Origin of the sequence: Actinosynnema sp. ALI-1.44, from assembly GCF_001984155.1 — a bacterium.
GTDB lineage: Bacteria > Actinomycetota > Actinomycetes > Mycobacteriales > Pseudonocardiaceae > Kibdelosporangium.
Map to the genome: position 1 here is coordinate 225,011 of NZ_MTQO01000041.1, position 21,215 is coordinate 246,225.

Annotated in this window: 22 protein-coding genes; 18 read left to right on the forward strand and 4 right to left on the reverse strand. The window is 67.8% G+C overall.

Annotated elements, in window-relative coordinates; translation table 11 throughout:
- Positions 1 to 10 precede the first annotated feature (10 nt).
- The 5 genes from ALI144C_RS16350 to ALI144C_RS57455 all read left to right on the forward strand — a co-directional run bounded on the left by ALI144C_RS16350 (position 11) and on the right by ALI144C_RS57455 (position 6,964).
- Positions 11 to 679, forward strand: a complete 669-nt coding sequence (locus ALI144C_RS16350; protein WP_076987938.1) for a TetR/AcrR family transcriptional regulator — start codon at positions 11 to 13, stop codon at positions 677 to 679.
- Entirely contained in the window at positions 676 to 2,067 is a 1,392-nt protein-coding gene (locus ALI144C_RS16355) for an ATP-binding protein (RefSeq protein WP_076987939.1), read from the forward strand. The genes ALI144C_RS16350 and ALI144C_RS16355 overlap by 4 nt, the downstream gene beginning before the upstream one ends.
- 139 nt (positions 2,068 to 2,206) lie before the next feature.
- Positions 2,207 to 4,147 carry a vWA domain-containing protein gene (locus tag ALI144C_RS16360; protein WP_076987940.1) on the forward strand — a complete coding sequence of 647 codons (1,941 nt, stop codon included), beginning with the start codon at positions 2,207 to 2,209 and terminating at the stop codon, positions 4,145 to 4,147.
- Between the two features lie 302 nt (positions 4,148 to 4,449).
- The gene (locus ALI144C_RS16365) at positions 4,450 to 5,436 is read left to right on the forward strand and encodes an ABC transporter substrate-binding protein (protein WP_076987941.1); all 987 of its coding nucleotides are present in this window, start codon (positions 4,450 to 4,452) and stop codon (positions 5,434 to 5,436) included.
- A 1-nt stretch (position 5,437) separates the two neighbouring features.
- Positions 5,438 to 6,964, forward strand: coding sequence for an ABC transporter permease (locus ALI144C_RS57455; protein ID WP_237774163.1), 1,527 nt, complete (start codon positions 5,438 to 5,440; stop codon positions 6,962 to 6,964).
- 18 nt (positions 6,965 to 6,982) lie between these two features.
- Here ALI144C_RS57455 and ALI144C_RS16380 read toward each other — a convergent pair whose 3' ends face one another.
- Positions 6,983 to 7,693 carry an MFS transporter gene (locus ALI144C_RS16380; protein ID WP_076987942.1) on the reverse strand — a complete coding sequence of 237 codons (711 nt, stop codon included), beginning with the start codon at positions 7,691 to 7,693 and terminating at the stop codon, positions 6,983 to 6,985.
- Between ALI144C_RS16380 and ALI144C_RS59050 the strand changes: the two genes are divergently transcribed.
- Entirely contained in the window at positions 7,622 to 7,897 is a 276-nt protein-coding gene (locus ALI144C_RS59050) for a CGNR zinc finger domain-containing protein (protein ID WP_168211263.1), read from the forward strand. The genes ALI144C_RS16380 and ALI144C_RS59050 overlap by 72 nt on opposite strands.
- Before the next feature lie 140 nt (positions 7,898 to 8,037).
- On the opposite strand, the gene ALI144C_RS16385 is transcribed toward ALI144C_RS59050, so the two are convergent.
- The gene (locus ALI144C_RS16385) at positions 8,038 to 9,234 is read right to left on the reverse strand and encodes an HNH endonuclease signature motif containing protein (protein ID WP_076987943.1); all 1,197 of its coding nucleotides are present in this window, start codon (positions 9,232 to 9,234) and stop codon (positions 8,038 to 8,040) included.
- A 190-nt stretch (positions 9,235 to 9,424) separates the two neighbouring features.
- Here ALI144C_RS16385 and ALI144C_RS16390 point away from each other — a divergent pair, with 190 nt between their 5' ends.
- From ALI144C_RS16390 to mshC, 4 genes are all read left to right on the forward strand, one after another.
- Positions 9,425 to 11,230 (forward strand): Xaa-Pro dipeptidyl-peptidase, encoded by a 1,806-nt coding sequence (locus ALI144C_RS16390; protein WP_076988007.1) that lies wholly within the window; start codon positions 9,425 to 9,427, stop codon positions 11,228 to 11,230.
- Between the two features lie 59 nt (positions 11,231 to 11,289).
- Positions 11,290 to 11,457 carry a hypothetical protein gene (locus tag ALI144C_RS57460; RefSeq protein WP_237774165.1) on the forward strand — a complete coding sequence of 56 codons (168 nt, stop codon included), beginning with the start codon at positions 11,290 to 11,292 and terminating at the stop codon, positions 11,455 to 11,457.
- Positions 11,458 to 11,531: 74 nt separating this feature from the next.
- On the forward strand, positions 11,532 to 12,716 hold the full coding sequence (locus tag ALI144C_RS16395) for a cytochrome P450 (protein ID WP_076987944.1): 1,185 nt from the start codon (positions 11,532 to 11,534) through the stop codon (positions 12,714 to 12,716).
- 59 nt (positions 12,717 to 12,775) lie between these two features.
- Entirely contained in the window at positions 12,776 to 14,014 is a 1,239-nt protein-coding gene (gene mshC, locus ALI144C_RS16400; RefSeq protein WP_076987945.1) for a cysteine--1-D-myo-inosityl 2-amino-2-deoxy-alpha-D-glucopyranoside ligase, read from the forward strand.
- A 4-nt stretch (positions 14,015 to 14,018) separates the two neighbouring features.
- Here the strand turns inward: mshC and ALI144C_RS16405 are convergent, their stop codons facing one another.
- Positions 14,019 to 14,921 (reverse strand): PAC2 family protein, encoded by a 903-nt coding sequence (locus tag ALI144C_RS16405; protein WP_076987946.1) that lies wholly within the window; start codon positions 14,919 to 14,921, stop codon positions 14,019 to 14,021.
- Positions 14,922 to 15,036: 115 nt separating this feature from the next.
- A complete protein-coding gene (locus ALI144C_RS16410) occupies positions 15,037 to 15,444 on the reverse strand; it encodes a hypothetical protein (RefSeq protein ID WP_076987947.1) in 408 nt (135 codons plus the stop codon).
- A 108-nt stretch (positions 15,445 to 15,552) separates the two neighbouring features.
- On the opposite strand from ALI144C_RS16410, the gene ALI144C_RS16415 reads away from it, so the two are divergent.
- The 8 genes from ALI144C_RS16415 to ALI144C_RS16450 all read left to right on the forward strand — a co-directional run bounded on the left by ALI144C_RS16415 (position 15,553) and on the right by ALI144C_RS16450 (position 21,167).
- On the forward strand, positions 15,553 to 16,389 hold the full coding sequence (locus ALI144C_RS16415; protein ID WP_076987948.1) for a helix-turn-helix domain-containing protein: 837 nt from the start codon (positions 15,553 to 15,555) through the stop codon (positions 16,387 to 16,389).
- An 11-nt stretch (positions 16,390 to 16,400) separates the two neighbouring features.
- Positions 16,401 to 16,595 (forward strand): DUF397 domain-containing protein, encoded by a 195-nt coding sequence (locus ALI144C_RS16420; RefSeq protein ID WP_076987949.1) that lies wholly within the window; start codon positions 16,401 to 16,403, stop codon positions 16,593 to 16,595.
- Positions 16,596 to 16,629: 34 nt separating this feature from the next.
- On the forward strand, positions 16,630 to 17,274 hold the full coding sequence (locus tag ALI144C_RS16425; RefSeq protein WP_083753096.1) for an HAD family hydrolase: 645 nt from the start codon (positions 16,630 to 16,632) through the stop codon (positions 17,272 to 17,274).
- A 12-nt stretch (positions 17,275 to 17,286) separates the two neighbouring features.
- Positions 17,287 to 17,550, forward strand: coding sequence for a phosphoribosyl-ATP diphosphatase (locus ALI144C_RS16430; protein WP_042191962.1), 264 nt, complete (start codon positions 17,287 to 17,289; stop codon positions 17,548 to 17,550).
- An 11-nt stretch (positions 17,551 to 17,561) separates the two neighbouring features.
- Positions 17,562 to 18,407: an ATP phosphoribosyltransferase gene (gene hisG, locus ALI144C_RS16435; RefSeq protein ID WP_076987951.1), complete on the forward strand. Its 846-nt coding sequence runs from the start codon at positions 17,562 to 17,564 to the stop codon at positions 18,405 to 18,407.
- Positions 18,408 to 18,469: 62 nt separating this feature from the next.
- The gene (locus ALI144C_RS16440; RefSeq protein WP_076987952.1) at positions 18,470 to 19,330 is read left to right on the forward strand and encodes a RecB family exonuclease; all 861 of its coding nucleotides are present in this window, start codon (positions 18,470 to 18,472) and stop codon (positions 19,328 to 19,330) included.
- 45 nt (positions 19,331 to 19,375) lie between these two features.
- Positions 19,376 to 19,942 (forward strand): TIGR03086 family metal-binding protein, encoded by a 567-nt coding sequence (locus ALI144C_RS16445; RefSeq protein ID WP_076987953.1) that lies wholly within the window; start codon positions 19,376 to 19,378, stop codon positions 19,940 to 19,942.
- Positions 19,943 to 20,039: 97 nt separating this feature from the next.
- The gene (locus ALI144C_RS16450; protein ID WP_076987954.1) at positions 20,040 to 21,167 is read left to right on the forward strand and encodes a site-2 protease family protein; all 1,128 of its coding nucleotides are present in this window, start codon (positions 20,040 to 20,042) and stop codon (positions 21,165 to 21,167) included.
- The last annotated feature ends 48 nt before the right edge of the window (positions 21,168 to 21,215 follow it).

Here is a 21,215-nt window from a genome sequence, read left to right on the forward strand (position 1 = left end):
TCCGGATAAAATGGACCGGCAAGTCCAGAAATGGGGAGGTGTCGTGCTGACCGCCAAGGGCGCCGCGACCAGGCAGCGCATCGTCGAAGGCATGTCGGCGCTCGTGCGGGAACACGGCGCGGCGGCAACCACGCTCGACGACGTGCGCGCCCGTACGACCACCAGCAAGAGCCAGATCTTCCACTACTTCCCCGGCGGCAAGGAGGAACTGCTGCTCGAGGTCGCGCGGTACGAGGCCGACCGGGTCCTGCTCGACCAGGAGCCCTACCTGAGCGCGTTGACCAGTTGGCAGGCGTGGCGCGATTGGCGTGACCAGGTGGTCCGGCGGTACCGCGAGGTCGGTGTGCACTGCCCGCTCGGGGTCCTGATCACCGAACTCGGCCGGAAGACGCCAGCCGCCCAGGCCCTGACCGGCCAGCTGCTCGAACAATGGCAGGACCGTCTGCGCACGGGCGTGGTGAGCATGCAGGAAGGCGGGCACATCGACCCCGGGCTCGACGCCGACCGGATCGCGGCGTGGCTTCTGGCCGCCGTGCAGGGTGGTGTGACGCTGTTGCTGTCCACCGGGCGGGTCGACCACCTCGAAGCCGCGTTGGACACGTCATTGGCCATGCTGCGGGGGACCGGAGTTACTCCACGTTGGCGCGACCCGGAATCCGACGTAGCGTCAATGAGGTGAATCGTGGAAATCTGCCACGCACAGTCGGCGGGCTGAAGGCCGCCGGCCATCAGCAGCGTGGCGTGAAGGCCGAGATCAGGGACAACTTGCTCGCGATCCTGCGGGCGGGTGGCGATCCCTGGCCGGGAATTGTCGGTTTTGACCGTACCGTCCTGCCGCAGCTGGAAAGAGCGCTGCTGGCGGGGCACGACTTCGTGTTGCTGGGCGAGCGCGGGCAGGGCAAGACCCGCCTGCTGCGCACGCTGACCGGGCTGCTCGACGAGTGGTCCCCGGTGATCGAGGGCTCCGAGCTGGGGGAGCACCCGTACGAACCGATCACCGCCGAGTCCAGGCGCCGGGCCGCCGAACTCGGTGACGACCTGCCGGTGGCGTGGCGGCACCGCTCCGAGCGGTACGCCGAGAAGCTGGCGACCCCGGACACCTCGGTCGGCGACCTGATCGGTGACGTCGACCCGGTGAAGGTCGCGCAGGGCCGCAGCCTCGGCGACCCCGAGACCATCCACTTCGGACTCGTTCCGCGGGCGCACCGCGGCGTGATCGCGATCAACGAACTGCCGGACCTCGCCGAGCGGATCCAGGTCGGCCTGCTCAACGTGATGGAGGAGCGGGACATCCAGATCCGCGGCTACACCATGCGGCTGCCGCTGGACGTGCTGCTCGTGGCGACCGCGAACCCCGAGGACTACACCAACCGCGGCCGGATCATCACGCCGCTCAAGGACCGGTTCGGCGCGGAGGTGCGCACGCACTACCCGCTGGACGTCGGCGCCGAGATCGACCTGGTCCGCCAGGAGTCCGACCTCGTCGCCGAGGTGCCGGATCCGTTGATCGAGGTCGTCGCCCGGTTCGTGCGCAACCTACGCGATTCGGCGGCGATCGACCAGCGCTCGGGCGTCTCGGCGCGGTTCGCCGTCGCGGCGGCGGAGACGCTGGCCGCGGCCGCGCTCCGGCGTGCGGCGCTGACCGGCGAGGACGCGGCGGTGGCCCGGCCGATCGACCTGGACGCCGTCCCGGACGTGCTGCGGGGCAAGCTGGAGTTCGAGGCCGGTGAGGAAGGCCGCGAGACCGAGCACCTGACGCACCTGCTGCGGATGGCCGTCGCGGAGACCGCGCGGTACGCCTTCGCGGGCCTGGACCTCGGCCCGCTCGAGGACGCGATCGGCGAGGGCCGCATCGTCACCACGGGTGAGCGGATCCCGGCGTCCGACGTGCTGAACGCGTTGCCGGAACTGCCTGTGCTGCACGAGGTGGCCGAACGCGTCGGGGTGAACCCGACGGACTCGGCCGGTCGGATCGCCTCCGCCGTCGAGTTGGCGCTGGAGTCGTTGTACCTGTCGCGCAGGCTGGCCAAGGACGCGGAAGACGGTACCGCGGTGTACGGCCCATGACCACTCTTGTGTCAACCCACGTGGCACCCAACCGCACCTCAGGGGAACGTGGCGCAAGCCAGCCGCCAGTACGCACTGAACCTGAATGGTGCCTGCCCAAGGTGACCAAGCGCAAAAATCCCGGGGAGGCGGAACAGCCGTGACGCACTTCGCGTACCGCCCTTGGCACGACGGCCCGGATCCGCTGGCGCCGCCGGTGGATCTGCGGGCCGCGCTCGACCAGATCGGCCGGGACGTGATGGAGGGCTCGTCGCCCCGGGCCGCACTGGAAGAGCTGCTGCGCCAAGGCGTCCGGGGCACCCGCGGCCTCGACGACATGACCAGGCGGCTGTGGCAGCAACGCGCGCGCCTGCAGCGCCGCCACCGGCTCGACGGAACGCTGCAGGAGGTCCAGCGCCTGCTGGACGAGGCGTTGGAGGCCGAGAAACGGCACCTGTTCCCGGACCCGTCGGACGACGCGCGGTTCCGGGAGGCACAGCTGGACGCGTTGCCCCCGGGAACGGCGGCGGCCGTGCGGGAGCTGGGGAACTACGACTGGCAGTCGCCCCAGGCGCGGGAGAACTACCAGAAGATCCAGGACCTGCTCGGCCAGGAGCTGATGGAGTCGCGGTTCCGCGGCATGAAGCAGGCGCTGCAGAACGCCACGCCGGAGGACGTCGAGCGGGTCCGCGAGATGATGTCGGACCTCAACGACCTGTTGGCGGCGCACGCCCGTGGCGACGCGGACACGCACCAGCGGTTCGAGCAGTTCATGGGCAAGCACGGCGAGTTCTTCCCGGAGAACCCGCGCAACGTCGAGGAACTCATCGACGCGCTGGCCGCTCGTGCGGCCGCCGCGCAGCGGATGATGAACTCGATGTCGGCCGAGCAGCGCGCCGAGCTGGGTTCGTTGATCCAGCAGGCGTTCGGCGATCCCCGGCTGGCCGCCGAGGTCAGCAGGCTGGACGCGCACCTGCAGTCGCTGCGGCCGGGGGAGGACTGGACCTCCGGCGGCCGGTTCCGCGGCCAGAACCCGTTCGGGATGGGCGAAGGCGTGCAGGCCATGGAGGACCTGGCCGAAATGGACGCACTGGCCGAACAACTCGGCCAGGCCTACCCCGGTGCGCGGCTGGAGGACATCGACCTGGAAGCGCTGGAACGCCAGCTGGGCCAGGAGTCGGCTGTGGACGCCCGTCGACTGTCCGAACTGGAACGCGCGTTGCGTGAACAGGGGCTGCTCGAACGAGCCGCCGACGGGACGCTGCGCCTGTCGCCCAAGGCGATGCGCCGCCTCGGCGAGACCGCGTTGAAGGACGTGGTCAAGTCGCTGTCGAACCGCCGCGGCGAACGCGACACCGCGCGGTCGGGCGCCGCGGGCGAGCCGACGGGCTCGTCGCGACCGTGGCAGTTCGGCGACACCGAGCCGTGGGAGGTGTCGCGGACGGTCCGCAACGCCGTCCTGCGGTCGGCGGGCTCCGGCGGCGCGGTCGCGCTGGACGTCAAGGACGTCGAGGTGATCGAAACCGAGCAACGCGCACGCGCGGCGGTCGCGTTGTGCGTGGACACCTCGTGGTCGATGGTGCAGGACGGCCGGTGGCTGCCGATGAAGCGCACCGCGCTCGCATTGCACCACCTGGTGAAAACCCGGTTCCGCAGCGACGCGCTCGAACTGATCACGTTCGGCCGGTACGCGACCAAAGTGGACATGGCCGAGCTGACCGCGATGGAGGGCGTGTGGGAGCAGGGCACGAACCTGCACCACGCGCTGCTGCTGGCGGGCAGGCACATCCGGCGGCACCCGGACGCGCAACCGGTGGTGATCGTCGTGACCGACGGCGAGCCGACCGCGCACCTGGAACCGGACGGGGACGCCGAATTCAACTACCCGCCGCTGCCGAGGACTTTGCGGCTCACCCTGGCCGAAGTGGACAAACTGGCCAGGCTGGGCGCGTCGGTGTCGGTGTTCATGCTCGGTGAGGACGAGCGCCTGAAAGCGTTCGTGGACATCATGGCCCGCCGCAGCGGCGGCCGGGTCGTCGCGCCCGATTTGGACGGTCTCGGAGCGGCTGTCGTCAGCGACTATCTGCGTAACCGTCAGTGATGAGGGTTTGGAAACGAAACGCTGTGGGTAATTACCCAATGCATGAGTGCGTTCGGTGTGGTCACTACCACAGTGGACTCACGCTGGGTGATGCTTAATTGTGACATAGGCTCGTTCTGTCACCTGAACGGACCAGTAAGGCCAGGTGGACTGCTGGTCTGTTCGGACTATTTGCGTGTTTTTTCTTGAACAGTAAGGACGCGACTGGCCAAGATCGTCCTCGTTCGGCCTACCATGAGCCGCCTTCACAGGTCGGATCTTCGGAGGATCGAATGTTTACGGCAGGTAAGCGTGCCGGTGGGATGCTCCGTCTCACCACGGCCGCCGCGGCCATCGCGCTGCTCGCCGCTGGATGCGGCATCCTGGACGGCTCGTCCAGTGACTCGTCCGGCGGATCCGGGCAGGTCGAGAAGCCCAACATCCACATCGGAATCATCGCGTCGGTCGACGACGCGCCGGTCAAGGTGGCGGAGAAGCTCGGCTACTTCAAGGAAGAGGGACTGGACCCCAAGATCACGCTGTTCCAGTCCGCTTCGCAGACCCAGCCGCTGCTCAACAAGGGCGACCTGGACTTCAGCCTGATGAACTACGTGTCGTACTTCCAGGCAGCCTCCAAGAAGACCCTCGACGCCAAGATCGTCGCGGACGCGTACCAGGGCACCCCGGAGTCGTTCGTGATGCTGGCCCGCAAGGGCGTGACCATCGCGTCGCCCAAGGACTTCGAGGGCAAGAAGGTCAGCGTCCACCAGCCGCCGGGCAACATCGGCGACCTGTTGTTCCGCTCGACGCTGCGCGACAACGGCGCGGACCCGAGCAAGGTCACCTACGTGCAGGTGCCGTTCCCGAACATCCCGAAGGCACTGGAGAGCGGGCAGATCGACGCGGGTATCGCGATCGAGCCGTTCATGACGCAGGCCGAGAAGGACCTCGGCGCGACGCGGTCGCTGAAGGTGATCGCCGGGCCGACGCTGGACATGCCGCTGAGCGGGTACGTGTCCCCGTCGAAGTTCGCGCAGGAGAACCCCAAGACGGTCGCGGCGTTCCAGCGCGCGATGACCAAGGCGCAGCGTGCTTCCGGTGACCGCGGCAACCTCCAGAAGGTGATGAAGGAACTGACCGGTGTCGACGAGGGCACGGTGCCGCTGCTGAACCTCGGCGTGTTCCCGACTTCGCTGGACGCCACGCGCGTGCAGCGCGTCATCACGCTGATGCGCAGCTACCCCGAGCTGTCGCAGCTGCGTGAGGACATCCAGGCCACCTCGTACATCTACACCGCGCCGAGCAGCTGAGTTGCGACTGATCCGGTCGTTGATCGGGCTGGTGGGCTTCCTGCTCGCGTGGGAAGTCGCCAGCCGATCCTTTGGTGCCCGGTCGATCCCACCGCCGTCCGAGGTGCTCACCCGGTGCCTGACGGTGTTCGGCGAGCAGAGGTTCGTCGCGGATGTCGCGTCGACGGTGCTGGCGTGGCTCATCGCGTTGTGCTTGGCGATCGCGATCGCTGTGCCGCTCGGTCTGGTCATCGGCCGGATCCCGGTGGTGCGCGCGGCGACGATGCCGCTGATCGAGTTCCTGCGCCCATTGCCTGGTGTCGCGCTGATCCCGTTGATCACGGTGCTGCTCGGTGCGGGCTCGCAGACGAAGATCACCTTGGCGGTGTTCGCCGGGGTGTGGCCGATCCTGTTCAACACCATCTACGCGGTGGCCGAAGTGGACAGGCACATGGTCGAGACAGCGCGTGCGTTCCGCACGTCCCGGCTGCGGATGATCTCGGCTGTGGTCCTGCCGAGTGCGGCGCCGTTCGTGCTGACCGGTGTGCGGCTGACCGCGTCGATCGCGTTGATCGCCGTCGTGGCAACGGAATTCCTCTACGGCGGCAGCATCGGCGTCGGGCAGTTCGTCTACGTGCACGGCCTGAGCGCGGGCCGGATGGACACGGTGCTGGCCGTGACCGTGCTCGCGGGCCTGTTCGGTCTGGTGATCAACGCGACGCTCGCCGGTGCGCACCGGAAGTGGCTCGGCTGGCCCGCGACGGGATCGTCCGGTGACGCGACTTCGGCGAAGCGCTGGTGGCCACTTGTGGTGAGCTGCGTGGCGGTCGCGGCGGTCCTTGTCGTGTGGCAGGCGCTCACGAAGGCAGCCGCGGACCCGTACTTCCCGCCGCCGTTGGAGATCGCGGGCAGGGCGGGAGAACTCTGGTTCTCGTCGCCGATGCTGGTCGGGAACATCCTGCCGAGCCTCGGCGTCCTGCTGGGCGGATGGCTGATCGCGGCGGTGCTCGGCATCGTCCTGGGCATAGCGCTGGGCCGGGCAGGCAAGGCGATGGACTACTTCGGCGCCCTGCTGTCGTTCGCCCGATCGGTCCCGCCGCCGCTGCTGGTCCCGGTGTTCATGGTGATGTTCGCGCTCGGCCCGCAGACAGAACTGGTGACGATCGTGACGGGAGCGATCTGGCCGGTGCTGCTGAACGCGGTGGACGGCGCCCGTTCCGTGGACGCGACGAAAACGGACACCGCACGAGCGTTCCGGATCTCGAAGCCACAGTGGGTCTTCGGGATCGTGCTGCCCGCGGCGGCGCCGAAGATCTTCGCGGGCCTGCGCCTGAGCCTGTCGATAGCCCTGATCCTGATGGTGCTGTCCGAGCTCGTGGGAACGAGCAGCGGAATCGGCTACCAGCTCGCCAGTGCACAGGGATACTCGGACCTCGCCGGGATGTGGGCGTGGATCGTGCTGATCGGGGCGTTGGGCTTCGTACTCAACCGCCTGCTGATGCTCGTCCAGCGCCGAAGCCTGGCATGGCACGGCGGCCAGTTCGCCTGAAAAGGGGTTGGACGAGCGTCAACCCGGACGACGAGGTGTTTGACGTGGACAGAGCAGCCCCAGGATGGTCATCGCGGTGAGCAGGCCCCAGACCGGCACGAAACTGCCGGTCACGTCCTGGCCAAGGGGAGTCATCAGCGCGGCCATGCCCAGGCTCACGGCGGCCATGGATGTCATGACGACGCTGTAGCGACCGAACTTGCTTCGGTCACTCCACGCCGCCAGGCAGATCCGGCCGACGGCACCTGCTCCTTGGGCAGCTACCAAGACGAGAGCCGCCGAGCCCGCCTCGAGAGATGTCGTCTCGGTGAGGTACAGCACCGTGAGGATCCCGATGCCGCTGTGCACCGAGACCATGCACACGCCGGAAACAATGACCCGCACCATGTACGGTTCCCCCGTCCCGGAACCGTTGGCTTGGGGTGTGGACTCTCTTGTCGGTGGTTGGCGGTAGAAACACAGGAAAGCCATCGCGCCGAGCGCGGCGACAATGCCGCCGGTCAGAAGCGTCGCCCGTAGACCAAAAACCGTGGCAAGCAGCGGCATGACGGCCGCGGCGACCAAACCACCCAACGGCAGACCCGCTTGGCGAATGCCCATCGCCAGACCCCGCTGGGACACGTCGAACCAGGACGCGACGGATTTGCTGCCGCCGGGTTGGACAGTGCTGTACCCGGCGTCCACCACAAGCAGAACAATGAGCAGGGAAACGTATCCCGTGCACCTCAACCCTTACGGCGCGGATGTAGTGAACCTGGCCGCGGACCTGGCCAACACACGCCCGAAGACGGCAGAGGAGCTGGCGCACCGCTGCACAGCGGCAGGACTGGTGCTGGAACACCCGGCCGACAGCGCTACTGCACCCACACATGCGCAAACCGCGACGCAGTACGGCGACACCGCGCACGAACCACGCCCGTACGCGGGCGGTGATGGGACTGTAAAGCGTTTGACAGACCCGCGTGGACCAAGCGGGAGATCTGGAATGGACCGTCAGCGTGGATACCAGTTCTGTCCTGTTCTGTAGGTGAGGCGCGTTGGTTACGTTGGGAAGTAGGGCGGTGGCTTCCTTGTCAGAAGGGGGCTGCTTCGTAGGGTTCGGGGTGGGTCAGCAGTTTTCGGTTCGCGGGGGTTCGGAAGAGCAGGGTTCCTGGAGTGGGTTGGTCGAGTTTCCAGTCTGTTCGCTGGCGCATGAGGTTGTGCCGTTCGCAGAAGGTGGAGGTGTTAGCGGCGCTGGTTAGTCCGCCGGTCGCATGGGGGATGGTGTGGTCGGTCTGGCAGCGTTCCGCAGGGACTGTGCAGCCGGGTTGGCGACATGTTCTGTCGCGTAGGTCGAGGTGGCGTTTGAGGGCGGGGGAGGCGAAGCGCCTTCTGCTCACTTCCAGGACGTGGCCCGTCGGGTCCGTGATCACGCGGCGCCAGGTGGCGTCGTGGGCCAGTTCTCGTGCGTACTCCGCCGTGATGGGGCCGTAGCCGCTTATCTCTCCGGGTTCCTGGTTCAGGCCCAGCAGGGTTGTCATCGGAACCAGGACGTTCACGGTCACCGGTGGCCGGTTCATCTCCTTGCCCAGCACCATGTCCATGAACACGTCCGCGCGGCGTTGAGCGAGGCTGCGACCAGGCGTCGTGCGTTGGGCCGCCAGGGTGGTGATCTGGTGGTACGCCATGTGGGCCTCATGGGGATCGAGCGTGATGCCGAGTGTCGCTGTGCCGTCTGGCTTGTCCCACTTGGTTACATCTCTGTGCTCTCTGGCCCGCTGGCGTCGTTGCTCCGCGCCCCGTGGATCCACCCGGATCACTGTTCGGCGCAGTGCGTGCTTGAAGCGGGTCAGGTTGTCGCGTTTTCCGCCTTCCAGGACACGTTTCTCCACCTCGGCGGCTTGGTCCGCGTTGAGCTCTGTCGTGTAGTCGTGCAGCGCCTTTGTTCTGGTGTAGTCGATCTCGCCCGCTTCCAAGGCGTTCACCGTCGCGGGGAGCCGGGCGACGAGGGATTTGGCTTGGGAGAGGTGGGCGGCCGCAGTGTTGGGGCTGACACTCAGTTCCATCGCCACTTCCTCCGCCGCGCCGTCGCCGAGGTCGATACCGGTGCGTCTGGGTTGTCGCAGTTCGGCGAATCTCGCGAAGCCTCTGATCAGCTTGGCGTCGGCGGTCGATCGGGCCTGGTGGTGGTACGCGATGTAGTCGAGTACCTGGTCGTCGGTCATGTCGGCCAGTGGGATGTCCGCGGGCTGTCGGATGGTCCGCAGGGGGAGGTTCAGCTGTTCGCACATGCGTTCAGTTTATCGGCTTATGACGTCGTTATGCTTTCACTCTTTCGGGTGGGGTTGCTGGGTCTTGGGTCAATGCGTTGGGGCGCAAGGTTTTTGGCTGCTCCAGTGATCGGAAAACGGGAACGAAGTGTGAACGAATCGGTCCTTTCGGCCGTGCCGGATGCCCGGTTTCGTCGGTTCGCTCAACGTCATGAGACGACTACGAACCGGGGTCACCGCCGCCTTGGGTACGGTGCTGGCCACGCTCGCTGTGCCTGTGCCCGCTGCCGCACAGGACATCGAGGAGACCCTGCCGATCTACTCCTACCAGGACGCCATTCGCGAGGACGTGTTCGTCGAAGCCCCGATGGACAGCGACAAGGACGGCAAGCCCGACCGGATCGCGATCCAGATCATCCGGCCGAAGGAGACCAACAGCGGGCTGAAGACGCCCGTGGTGATGGAGCCGAGCCCGTACTACAAGGCGCCCGGGACCGCCCAGGCACCATACGGTTTCCGCAACTGGTACGACGAGTTCTTCGTGCCGCGCGGGTACACCGTGATCGAGGCCGAGATGCAGGGCACCAGTCGTTCGGGCGGATGCCCGACCACGGGTGACGCCGAGGACACGCTGTCCATCAAGTCGGTGGTCGACTGGCTCAACGGTCGCGTGAAGGGCTTCTACGCCAACGGTTCCAGTGCGGTCGCGACGTGGAGCACGGGCGCTGTCGGCCTGAGCGGCGTTTCCTACAACGGAACGCTGCCCAACGCCGTCGCCTCGACCGGGGTCGACGGGCTGAAGACGATCATCCCGATCGCCGCCATCTCCAGCTGGTACGACTACACCCGCGACCAGGGCATCGGCTACCAGGGTGGCTGGGGCAGCCGGTATCCGGAGTACCTGGCCAACTACGTGGCCAGCTCCGCCGCGAAGACCAGGTGTGCCGCGTTCATCAAGTCCTTGGGGGACAACGCGGGTGACAACACCTGGGACTACACGCCGTTCTGGGCCGAACGCGACTACAAGCCGAACGCCGACAAGGTGAAGGCCTCGGTCCTGCTCGTGCACGGCATGGAGGACTGGAACGTCAAGCTGCGCAACGGTGTCGCGTGGTGGAACCTGCTGCAGAAGCACAACGTGCCGCGCAAGATCTGGCTGCACCGCGGTGCGCACATCGACCCGGTCAGCGCTCGGCCGGACGAGTGGAAGCGCGTGGTGCACCGGTGGATGGACCACTGGTTGTTCGGCATGAACAACGGGATCATGGACGAGCCGATGGCCGACATCCAGCGGCCCAACGGTTCGTGGGAGACACACCGCAGCTGGCCGGACGCGGGTGCCCGTGACGTGCGCCTGAACTTCGGCCCGGCGGGGTCGGGTGTCGCGGGTACGTTGCAGGCGGCGCGTCCCGCGGCGTCCACCCAGACCTTCACCGACAACAGGACGCAGACCGAGGCCACGGCGATGGCCAACTACGCGGCCGCCGCGCCGAACCGGCTTGTCTACGTCACGCCCGCGTTGGCGCAGCAAACCCGGATGTCCGGTACTCCCAAGGTGAACGTGACCGTGCGGTCCAACACCGCCAGTGCGCCGCTCACCGCGCTGCTCGTCGACTACGGTCCCGGCACGGCGTTCACCGCCCAGGACATGTCGCCTGAGGAGCTGATCAACCAGGAGTGCACGTTGTCGGACATCGAGCAGAAGACCGGGTGCGCGGAACCGTACGCCGCACGCGCGGAGGCGGTGACCGCCACGGTGATCACCCGTGGCGCGATCGACCTGAAGAACCGCTCGTCATTGACCACGGGCAGCGCGCTGGTTCCCGGCCAGACCTACACGGCCTCCTGGGAGTTGCACGGCAAGGACTACGTCGTGCCAGCCGGGCACCGGATCGGTCTGGTGCTGATGGCCAACGACCGGTCGTACATCTCGACCGACACGGCCGCCGGTGCGTTGACCGTCTCGCTTGACGGCAGCAGCCTCGACATCCCCGTCGTGGGCGGCAGGGTCGGCTGAGGACCCGGTGGCGGCTGTGCCGTTCCGCCCGGCGCGGCCGCCACGGGCTCGCGGCCCAATTGGCCGGAGTCGACGTCGAGCCGAAACTGGCGCCGGAGGTGTCGTCGAACCGCGCGATCATCGTGTGGAGCCAGCTGTTCGGGCAGTTCAGGGGCAGTGTCGACCCGGCGGACGAGTTCTTCGCGCACGCGATCGGGCAGATGGCCGACTTCATCGGCCTGCCGTGAAATGTCAGTAAAAGGTGACTTCTTGACAGTTCCTTAACTTCACAAGTTTGTGAATCTCGTGTAGTCCTTGAACCATGACAATCGAGAGCATCCAGGGCCTGCCGACCCAGCGCCCCAACCCCCTGGACCCGCCCGAGGACATCGCCAAGCTGCGCACCGCCGACTCGATGGTGCGGATGACGTTCGCCGATGGTCACGACGGCTGGTTCGCGACCGGACACCACGCGGTGCGCGCGATCCTGGCCAGTCCCGTGTTCAGCAACCGGGTCGACCTGACCCACCCGGTCATCCCGGTGGAGCGGATGACGGCCATGAAGGACTTCCCGATGCCGCCGGGCATGTTCAACCGGATGGACGACCCCGAGCACGGCCGGATCCGGCGGATGCTGACCGGCCAGTTCACCGTGCGCCGGATGAAGCTGCTCGAACCTCGGATCGAACAGATCGTCGACGAGCACCTCGGTGCGATCGTGGCGAGCGGCCCGCCGGTCGACCTGGTGCCGACGTACACGCTTCCGGTGCCGTCGCTGGTGATCTGCGAACTGCTCGGCGTCCCCTACGACCGCAGGGACCAGTTCCAGGGTGACGCGTCCACGTTGCTGGACCTGGAAAGCGGCGCGGAAGAGGCGATCGGGGCGTGGATGTCGCTGCGTGCACTGCTCGACGATGTGATCGACGCCAAACGGACCAAGCCCACCGACGACCTGCTCAGCGGCCTGATCGCCGAGGACGAGTTGACCCAGGAGGAGTTGATCACCGTCGCCTTGGTGCTGCTGATCGCCGGGCACGAGACGACCGCGAACATGCTGGCGCTCGGCACGTACACGATCATGCAGCAGCCGGGCCGCGCGCAGGCGCTGCTCGCCGACCCGGTCGCGGCCGTCGAGGAACTGCTGCGCTACCTCTCGATCATCCACTTGGGACCGACCAGGACCGCGCTGGAGGACGTGGAGATCGACGGTCACCTGATCAAGGCGGGCCAGGCGGTGACGATGTCGGTGGCGGGCGCGAACCGCGACCCCGGCAAGTACGCCAATCCGGACGAACTCGACCTGGCGCGCAACGCGCAGGGCCACATGGCTTTCGGCCACGGCATCCACCAGTGCCTCGGTCAGCAGTTGGCCAGGATCGAGATGCGGATCGGGTTCGCGGCCCTGCTGCGCAGGCTGCCGTCGCTGCGGCTGGCCGGGGAAGTGCGGTTCCGCGATCACATGACCATCTACGGCGTGTTCAACCTTCCCGTCACGTGGGACGTGTGACTTCTCCCATCCTGTGAGCGGTCGGCTGGCATGCGTAGATCCCTATTAACCTGTCTGACATGCAGACATGGGCGACGACACCGGTTCCACGCGTGGCTGGCACGCCACGGCCATTGCGGCTCCACGACACCGCGTCCGGTGAGGTGCGACCGACCGCGCCCGGCACGACCGCCGGTCTCTACGTCTGCGGAATCACCCCGTACGACGCGACGCACCTGGGGCACGCCGCGACGTACCTCGCGTTCGACCTGATCCACCGGGTCTGGCTGGACAACGGGCACGACGTCAACTACGTCCAGAACATCACCGACATCGACGACCCGCTGCTGGAGCGGGCCGAGCGGGACCAGGACGACTGGGTCGTGCTCGGCATGCGTGAGACCGCTCTCTTCCGCGAGGACATGGTGTCGCTGCGTGTCCTGCCGCCGCGGTCGTACATCGGTGCCGTCGAGGCGATCCCGGAGATCGTCGAGGCGGTCGGCAAGCTGCTGTCCGCCGGGCACGCCTACCGGGTCGACGACCCGGAGTTCCCCGACGTCTACTTCGACCACACCGCGTCAGGGCGGTTCGGCTACGAGTCGCGCTACTCCGAGCAGACGATGTTCGAGCTGTTCGCCGAGCGCGGCGGCGACCCGGACCGCCCCGGCAAACGACACCCGCTGGACGCGTTGCTGTGGCGGGTGGCGCGGCCGGGTGAGCCGTCGTGGGAGACCGAGATCGGGGCCGGGCGTCCCGGCTGGCACGTCGAGTGCTCGGTGATCGCGCTCAACCGGCTCGGGTCGGGGTTCGACGTGCAGGGCGGCGGTTCGGACCTGATCTTCCCGCACCACGAGAACAGCGCGGCGCACGCCGAGGCGCTGACCGGTGAGTTCCCGTTCGCGCGGCACTACGCACACGCCGGGATGATCGGCCTCGACGGCGAGAAGATGTCGAAGTCGCGCGGAAACCTCGTCTTCGTGTCCCGGCTGCGCGCCGACCGGGTCGACCCGATGGCCGTGCGGCTCGCCCTGCTGGCCGGGCACTACCGCGAGGACCGGCCCTGGAGCGCGGACCTGCTGGCCGACGGTGAACGGCGGCTGGGCCGTTGGCGTGACGCGGCCCTGTTGGAGACGGGCCCGGACGCCGCGGACACGATCACTCGGCTGCGTGACCACCTGTCCAACGATCTGGACACGCCGAACGCGCTGCGCGCAGTGGACGCGTGGGCTGACGAGGCGCTTGCCGGGCGCGGCAGCGACTCGTCGGCTCCCGCGCAGTTCCGCGACGCCGTCGACGCGCTTCTGGGCATCGACGTGTGACTGCTTACGACTGACGTGGTCCCCGGCCCGGACCTGGGCCGGGACCGCCGTGGCGGCGCCTGCGCAGGTAGCGCTCGAACTCGGCGGCGATGACGTCACCGCTGGTCTCGTTCAGCGTGATCGCCGCGTCGCCGCGTTCCTCCAGCGCGCGGACGTAGTTGCTGACGTCCTCGTCCTCCTCGGCCATCTCGCTGACCGTGCGCTGCCACTCGTCGGCCTGCTCCGGCAGCGCCCCCAGCGGCACTTCGACGTCGAGCACCTCCTCGACACGGTGCAGCAGCGCGAGCGTGGCCTTCGGGGACGGCGGCTGGGAGACGTAGTGCGGCACGGCGGCCCACAGCGAGATCGCCGGGATCCCGACCTGGACGCACATGTCCTGCAGCACGCCGACTATCCCGGTCGGGCCCTGGTAGCGGGAGCGTTCGAGGCCGAACCGGGCGGCCGAGGCGGCGTCGTAGGCCGTCCCGGTCACCGGGACGGGACGGGTGTGGGGCGTGTCGGCCAACATCGAACCGAGGGTGACCACGGTGGTCACACCGAGTCGTTCGATGTGCTCGAGCACCTCCGCGCAGAACTTCCGCCAGCGCATGTTCGGCTCGATACCGTGCACGAGCACGATGTCCCTCGACGAGCCGGGTGGGCGGCAGTAGGAGAGCCGGGTCGTCGGCCATTCCACTCGCCGCGTGACGCCGTCGACCAGTTTGACGGTCGGCCGGGTCACCTGGAAGTCGTAGTAGTCGTCCGGGTCGATGTCCGCCAGAGGCGACGCGTCCCAGGTCAGTTGAAGGTGCTCGATCGCTGTGCTCGCTGCGTCCCCGGCGTCGTTCCAGCCTTCGAAAGCGCTGACTAGAACAGGTTCCACCAGCTCGGGTGGACTGGCGGTGCTCTGCGGGTCGTGATCGGTCACTTGCCAAGCCTACGACCCTGAGAGCGCAGATTGTCCACAGCCGCGCCACGGGCCGCTGCGACTTGCCGTTTTCCCTGCTCCAGGCCCTGTGTCGCGCGTGTCAAGGAGGGGGCGATCAGCTGGCGATGTGCCATGTGCCGGACGTCGGCCGGGTGATCTGGTCGTGGTACTTCTCCGGAACCGAGAATCGCGCGTCGGTGATCGGGATCATCGCGTTCCCGAAGTCGGCACTGTCCGGGTCGGGCAGGCCGGTCACTGTCTCCAGGACGCCGACGGCGTCACCGCTGTGACACCACGAGACCCACTTCGGCGCGAGGGGATTGGTCATGGCGCTGAAGGCGAAAACGCGCCACGCGAAGGCCTCGTCCTCGCCCACGATCTTCACGACGTCGAAGTGCTGGTCCTGCGGCCAGTCGTAGACGGCGACCAGCATGTCGAGGTTGTCCAGCGACGGGCCGAGGGGCTGGATCTGCCAGTTGCCCCGTTGCATGTCCTTGAGCAGGGAGTTCACATCGGTGTTCATGGGGATGAACCTAGACTTGAAATTCAAACTGACAAGACTGTAGGCCGAGGATCACCGGATGGTGTGTAGCGCGTGCACGCTCCGTGTTCACACGGAAAGATGCCGCCCATGGTGCAGGTAGACCGCAGTCCGATCGTTCAGCGCGTGTTGCTGGGAGCGGCGTTGCGCGCGGCAAGAGAAGCGATCGGCATGGAGTCCGCGGCGGCGACCAAGAAACTCGGCTGGTACGCCGGGAAGCTCTCGAAGGTCGAACAGGGCGACTTGAAGCTGACGGCGACCGCACTCGACAAGATGGTCGACATCTACGAGATCGCGCCGCAGCGGGCGGACGAACTCCGGCAGTTGGCGATCGACTCCAGGCGCAAGCTGCCACCGACGCGGGTTGACGAGTGGGCAGTCAAGTACGTGCACCTCATTGCCGCCGCCGAGGAATTGAAGATATTCAACCTCGAAAGTTGGCCAGGTACGGTGCAAACCCTGGGCTACGCGACCGGCATGCTGAGCAGGTCGGTGGTGGTGTCACCTGTGGACGTTGAGCGGATGTCGCAGGAGCGAGCCAACCGGGCCAACAGGTTCACCTCGCCTGGTGCGAGACGGTTGTGGCTCGTAGTCGGTGAGGAAGCGCTGTACAGGGAGATCGGGGGCCGAGACGTTCTCAGGCAACAGCTTGAGAAGATCTTGTGTCTTGCGCGTCTGCCGAACGTAACCATCCAGGTCATCCCCTATGACGAAGGTGCGCACCCCTCGCATGGCGTGGCCTTCTCAATCGTGACGTTGCTTGAGGGACGTCCAGGGATTGTCTACGTGGAAGGCCTGACCGCCTCGGACTACCTGGGTGGCGAACACTTGCGCGTCTACAACCAGGTTTTCGACAACCTCCGCGCCGCCGCGTTGAGCGGTGAGCGGACAATCGGGTTGATCGAAAACCGAATCTCGGAGTTGTAGGAGCCACGCGTATGACCAACCTGGCCGCGAACCCGAACTGGCGGAAGAGCAGCTTCAGCGCCGGTGCCGAACACTGTGTCGAGTTGGCGGTCACCGGCGATCGGCTGAGCATTCGGGACAGCAAGAACCCCGATGGCGGCGTGATCACTGTCCCCCGCGTCACGTTCATCCCTTCGGGCGACGTGGGACGATGGATGGGTGACTGAGCGGACGCGGGTGCCGGATGCGGTGCTGTGGGACATGGACGGCACGCTGATCGACTCGGAGAAGCTCTGGGACGTCGGCCTGCACGAACTCGCCATCCAGCTCGGCGGCGAGCTTTCCCAGCAGACGCGGGACTCCGTCGTCGGCTCCAACATGGACAACACCATGCTGGTGATCTTCACGTCGCTCGGCGTCGAACCCGACCCCGCCGCGATGGACAAGGCCGCGCAGTGGCTGACCGAGCGCACCGCCGAGCTCTTCCGGATCGACCTGCCGTGGCGTCCCGGTGCCCGCGAGGCGCTGGAGTCGCTGTACGAGCACGGTGTCCCGATGGCGTTGGTCACATCGACCGAGCGGACGCTGACCGAAGTGGCGCTTGACTCGATCGGGCGGCATTTCTTCGCCGCGACGGTCTGCGGTGACGAGGTCGGCGGACGCAACAAGCCGGACCCGGCGCCGTACCTGATGGCCGCCGACCTGCTCGGCGTTTCCGCTGGTCAGTGCGTCGCGGTCGAGGATTCGCCGATGGGGATGCAGTCCGCCGTCGCCGCGGGGTGCACGGTCCTGGTGGTTCCGGCCGAGGTTCCGATCGCGCCGGGGGCGGCCTGGATCGTCCGCGATTCACTCGTCGGTGTCGACGCGTTCACCCTCGGTGCTTTGAGGGCCGCCGACGTCGGATGAAAAGATCCCGGTGTGAAGACGTTCGACGAACTGTTCGCCGAGCTCAGTGAGCGCGCGCGGACCCGGCCCGAGGGGTCGGGCACCGTGGCGGCGCTGGATGCGGGTGTGCACGCGCAGGGCAAGAAGGTGCTCGAGGAGGCAGGCGAGGTCTGGATCGCCGCCGAGCATGAGGACGACGAGCATCTGGCCGAGGAGGTCTCCCAGTTGCTCTACCGGGTCCAGGTGCTCATGATCGGGCGCGGGCTGACCCTTGACGACGTCTACCGCTACCTCTGAGGAGTCTTGCCATGCTGCGTGTCGCCGTGCCCAACAAGGGGTCGCTGGCCGCGTCCGCGTCGGAGATGCTGACCGAGGCCGGTTACCGGCAGCGGGGCGAGCAACGGGACCTGACCGTGCTGGACTCGGTCAACGAGGTCGAGTTCTTCTTCCTGCGGCCGAAGGACATCGCCGCGTACGTCGGCTCCGGTGACCTCGACCTCGGCATCACCGGCAGGGACCTGGCCCAGGAGTCCGGCGCGCCCGTGCGGGAGCGGCTGTCCCTCGGCTTCGGCGGGTCCACCTTCCGCTACGCCGCACCGGCCGGGCGGGAGTGGTCGCTCGCCGACCTCGACGGCAAGCGCCTGGCCACCGCGTACCCCCGGCTTGTCCGTGACGACCTCGCCACGCACGACATCAAGGCGGACGTGATCCGGCTGGACGGCGCCGTGGAGATCTCGGTGCAGCTCGGCCTCGCCGACGCGATCGCCGACGTCGTCGGGTCCGGGCGGACGCTCAAGCAGCACAACCTGGTGGCGTTCGGCGAGCCGATCTGCGTCTCCGAGGCCGTGCTCGTCACCCGCGCCGCCGCGGAACCCACACCGGACGCGGAGCAGTTGACCGCGCGCCTGCAGGGCGTGGTTTTCGCCCAGCAGTACATGATGCTGGACTACGACTGCCCGAAGACGTTGCTGGACAACGCTCTGGAAGTCACGCCGGGGCTGGAGTCGCCGACTGTCGCGCCGCTGGCCAACCCGGACTGGGTCGCCGTGCGGGCCATGGTGCCGCGCAAACGAGCCAACCCGATCATGGACGAGCTCGCCGCGATCGGTGCCAAGGCCATCCTCGCCTCCGACATCCGCTCCTGCCGCCTCTGATTCGGTCCTCGCGGAGCGAGGACGATTCAACACTGTCAGACCCCTGGCCTACTGTTTGAAGCGTGACGGTGACTGAGGAAGTAGTACGGCGGCGGCCCGCCTTGTCGCCTTCTCGTGCCAGCGATTTCAAACAGTGTCCGTTGCTCTACAGGTTCCGTGCCGTCGACCGCCTGCCCGAGACGCCGAGCAAGGCTCAGGTCCGCGGCACGGTCGTACACGCTGTCCTCGAACAGCTCTACGGCCTGCCCGCGGCCGAACGGGTCCCGCGGACCGCGCACGACCTGCTGCGGCCCACGTGGACCAAGCTCATCGAAGAGGCCCCCGAGCTGGCCGACCAGCTCTTCGCCGACGGGGCCAGCCTGGACGACTGGCTCGACTCGGCCGGTGCGCTGCTCGACGGCTACTTCACCCTGGAGGACCCGCGCAGGCTCGAACCGGAGGCCTGTGAGCTGCTCGTCGAGTCCGAACTGCCGTCCGGGGTCCTGCTCAGGGGGTACATCGACCGGCTGGACGTCGCGCCGACCGGCGAGATCCGCGTGGTCGACTACAAGACCGGCGCGGCGCCGCGGGAGATCGGCGAGGCCAAGGCCCTGTTCCAGATGAAGTTCTACGCGCTGGTGCTGTGGCGCCTGCGGGGAGTCGTGCCCAAGCAGCTGCGCCTGATGTACCTCTCGGACCGGCAGTCTCTGGCCTACGCGCCCGACGAGGCCGAGCTCAAGCGGTTCGAGCGCACGCTGGAGGCCATCTGGCAGGCGGTCATGCGTTCGGCCAGGACCGGGGACTTCAAGCCGAACAAAAGCAGGCTGTGCGACTACTGCGACCACAAGGCGTTCTGCCCGGAGTTCGGCGGCACCCCGCCGGAGTACCCCGGCTGGCCGGAGCCGGACTCGGGCACGGAAACGGTGATCGACCGGGCGGACTGAGCCGGAAACCGATGAGTTTCCGGTCCGCCGGGCGTCTCACCATGTGTGACTTCACCACTGATCGGCGGGGCCGAACTGCTGGAGCGGGCAGTCGGGTACACGCTGGGGGCGCTCGGGCTCATCACGCCGGAGGCCCTCGGCCGCCCGACGCCCTGCCGCTCGTGGGACCTGGCGGCCCTGTTGCGGCACATGAGCGACTCGCTGGCGGCTTTGCACGAGGCTGTCGACAGTGGACACGTCGGTCTGGTGATCCCGTCGGCGGGGGCCGACGCGGCCGACCTCGTCACCACGCTCAAGGACCAGGCATGTCAACTGCTGGGCGCGTGGACCAGCACGTCTCGCTCGACCGTGTCCATCGCCGACCGGCAGCTCACCGGCGCGATCGTCGGCTGCGCCGGAGCCGTGGAGATCACCGTGCACGGCTGGGACGTGGCCAGGGCGTGCGGTGTGGACCGGCCGGTTCCCGAGGAGCTGGCCGAGCAGTTGTTGCAGCTGGCCGGGTTGTTCGTGACCGACCACGACCGGCCGGAGCGGTTCGCCGCGCCGGTGCCGATGAGCGGCGCGGCACAGCCGGGGGACAGGCTGGTGGCGTTCCTCGGCAGGATTCCGTAGCCGCCGGGAATCGAATCGCCGGTATCGACGCCCACACCATGGATTTCCCCCGCGCGGCATACGGCAGTTCAACATCCACGCCCCTACTCTCGTCGTCATGACGACGATCCGGAGCGGCCGTGTCGCCAGGGGTGACGGCGGCCTGCTGCTGTTCCGGATCGCTGGTGTGCCGGTGCTGCTGGCACCGTCGTGGTGGCTGGGATCGGTGGCCGTGGTGTTCCTGTACACGCCGCTGGTCGACCGGCTGATGCCTGGCGTGAGCGACGGCACGGCGCTGCTGCTCGCCTCCGCGTTCGCGGTCCTGCTCGGCGCGTCCGTCCTGGCGCACGAGCTGGGGCACTGCGTGGTGGCGTTGCGTTTCGGCCTGCCTGTCCGGCGGGTGCGGCTGTTCCTGCTCGGCGGAATCTCCGAAGTGGCGCGAACGCCGAGGAAACCCGGGCAGGAGGGCATGGTCGCCGCCGCGGGTCCGCTGGTGTCGATCGTCCTCGGCGCACTGTTCGGGATGGCGCTGCTGGTCGGCCCGGACGACGGCGCGATCTGGGTCCTGCTGCTGGAGTGCACCGCGGCCAACCTCGCGGTCGCCGTGTTCAACCTGCTGCCCGGCCTGCCGCTGGACGGCGGGCGGATGCTGCGCGCCGGGATCTGGGCGCTGACCGGGCGACGCTCGAAAGGCACGCTCGCCGCGGCGGCCGGTGGCGGGCTCGTGGCGGTCGGGCTGCTGGTCTGGGCGCTGTTCGGGATCGCGGAGGACAGCCCGGACAAGTGGCTGCGGCTGGGTGTGTGCGTGCTGACCGCGTGGTTCGTGGCCGCGGGCGCGGCGGGGGAGTTCGCCGCGGACCAGCGCCGCACGTGGCCGGACGGTCTGCGGCTGGCCGACCTCGTCCAACCTGTGCTGCAACTGCCCGCCGAGAGCCCGGTCGTCGACGCGCTCGGCGCTTCGGCCGGGCGCGGTGTCGTCCTGGTGCGGGCGGACGGGGTGGCGGCCGGTCTGCTCGACCGCGACACCGCGGAGCGACTGGCCGGTTATGCGCCGCTGTCCCCGGCCGAACAGGCCGCGGAGCCGATCCGGCCGGAGATGGTGCTGCTGGACTCCGAGCCGGGCGAGGAGATCATCGACCGGGTCGCCGAGACCGCGGCGTGGCAGTTCCTCGTCGTCGACGAGGAAGGCCGCCCGTCCGGCGTGCTGCGCCGGGAAGACCTCAAAGCGGCCCTGCGTAACGCCTGAACGGACCGGGATGCCACGATATGTGGCCGAGGGCGGTATGAGGAGAGT

Bases quoted from the DNA above. Each gene is read 5' to 3' on its own strand.
- ALI144C_RS16450 (WP_076987954.1), top strand. From the start codon at position 20,040: ATGACGACGATCCGGAGCGGCCGTGTCGCCAGGGGTGACGGCGGCCTG.
- mshC (WP_076987945.1), top strand. From the start codon at position 12,776: ATGCAGACATGGGCGACGACACCGGTTCCACGCGTGGCTGGCACGCCA.
- ALI144C_RS16415 (WP_076987948.1), top strand. From the start codon at position 15,553: ATGGTGCAGGTAGACCGCAGTCCGATCGTTCAGCGCGTGTTGCTGGGA.
- ALI144C_RS16350 (WP_076987938.1), top strand. From the start codon at position 11: ATGGACCGGCAAGTCCAGAAATGGGGAGGTGTCGTGCTGACCGCCAAG.
- hisG (WP_076987951.1), top strand. From the start codon at position 17,562: ATGCTGCGTGTCGCCGTGCCCAACAAGGGGTCGCTGGCCGCGTCCGCG.
- ALI144C_RS16420 (WP_076987949.1), top strand. From the start codon at position 16,401: ATGACCAACCTGGCCGCGAACCCGAACTGGCGGAAGAGCAGCTTCAGC.
- ALI144C_RS16395 (WP_076987944.1), top strand. From the start codon at position 11,532: ATGACAATCGAGAGCATCCAGGGCCTGCCGACCCAGCGCCCCAACCCC.
- ALI144C_RS16410 (WP_076987947.1), bottom strand. From the start codon at position 15,444: ATGAACACCGATGTGAACTCCCTGCTCAAGGACATGCAACGGGGCAAC.
- ALI144C_RS16365 (WP_076987941.1), top strand. From the start codon at position 4,450: ATGCTCCGTCTCACCACGGCCGCCGCGGCCATCGCGCTGCTCGCCGCT.
- ALI144C_RS16390 (WP_076988007.1), top strand. From the start codon at position 9,425: ATGAGACGACTACGAACCGGGGTCACCGCCGCCTTGGGTACGGTGCTG.
- ALI144C_RS16425 (WP_083753096.1), top strand. From the start codon at position 16,630: ATGGACGGCACGCTGATCGACTCGGAGAAGCTCTGGGACGTCGGCCTG.
- ALI144C_RS16385 (WP_076987943.1), bottom strand. From the start codon at position 9,234: ATGTGCGAACAGCTGAACCTCCCCCTGCGGACCATCCGACAGCCCGCG.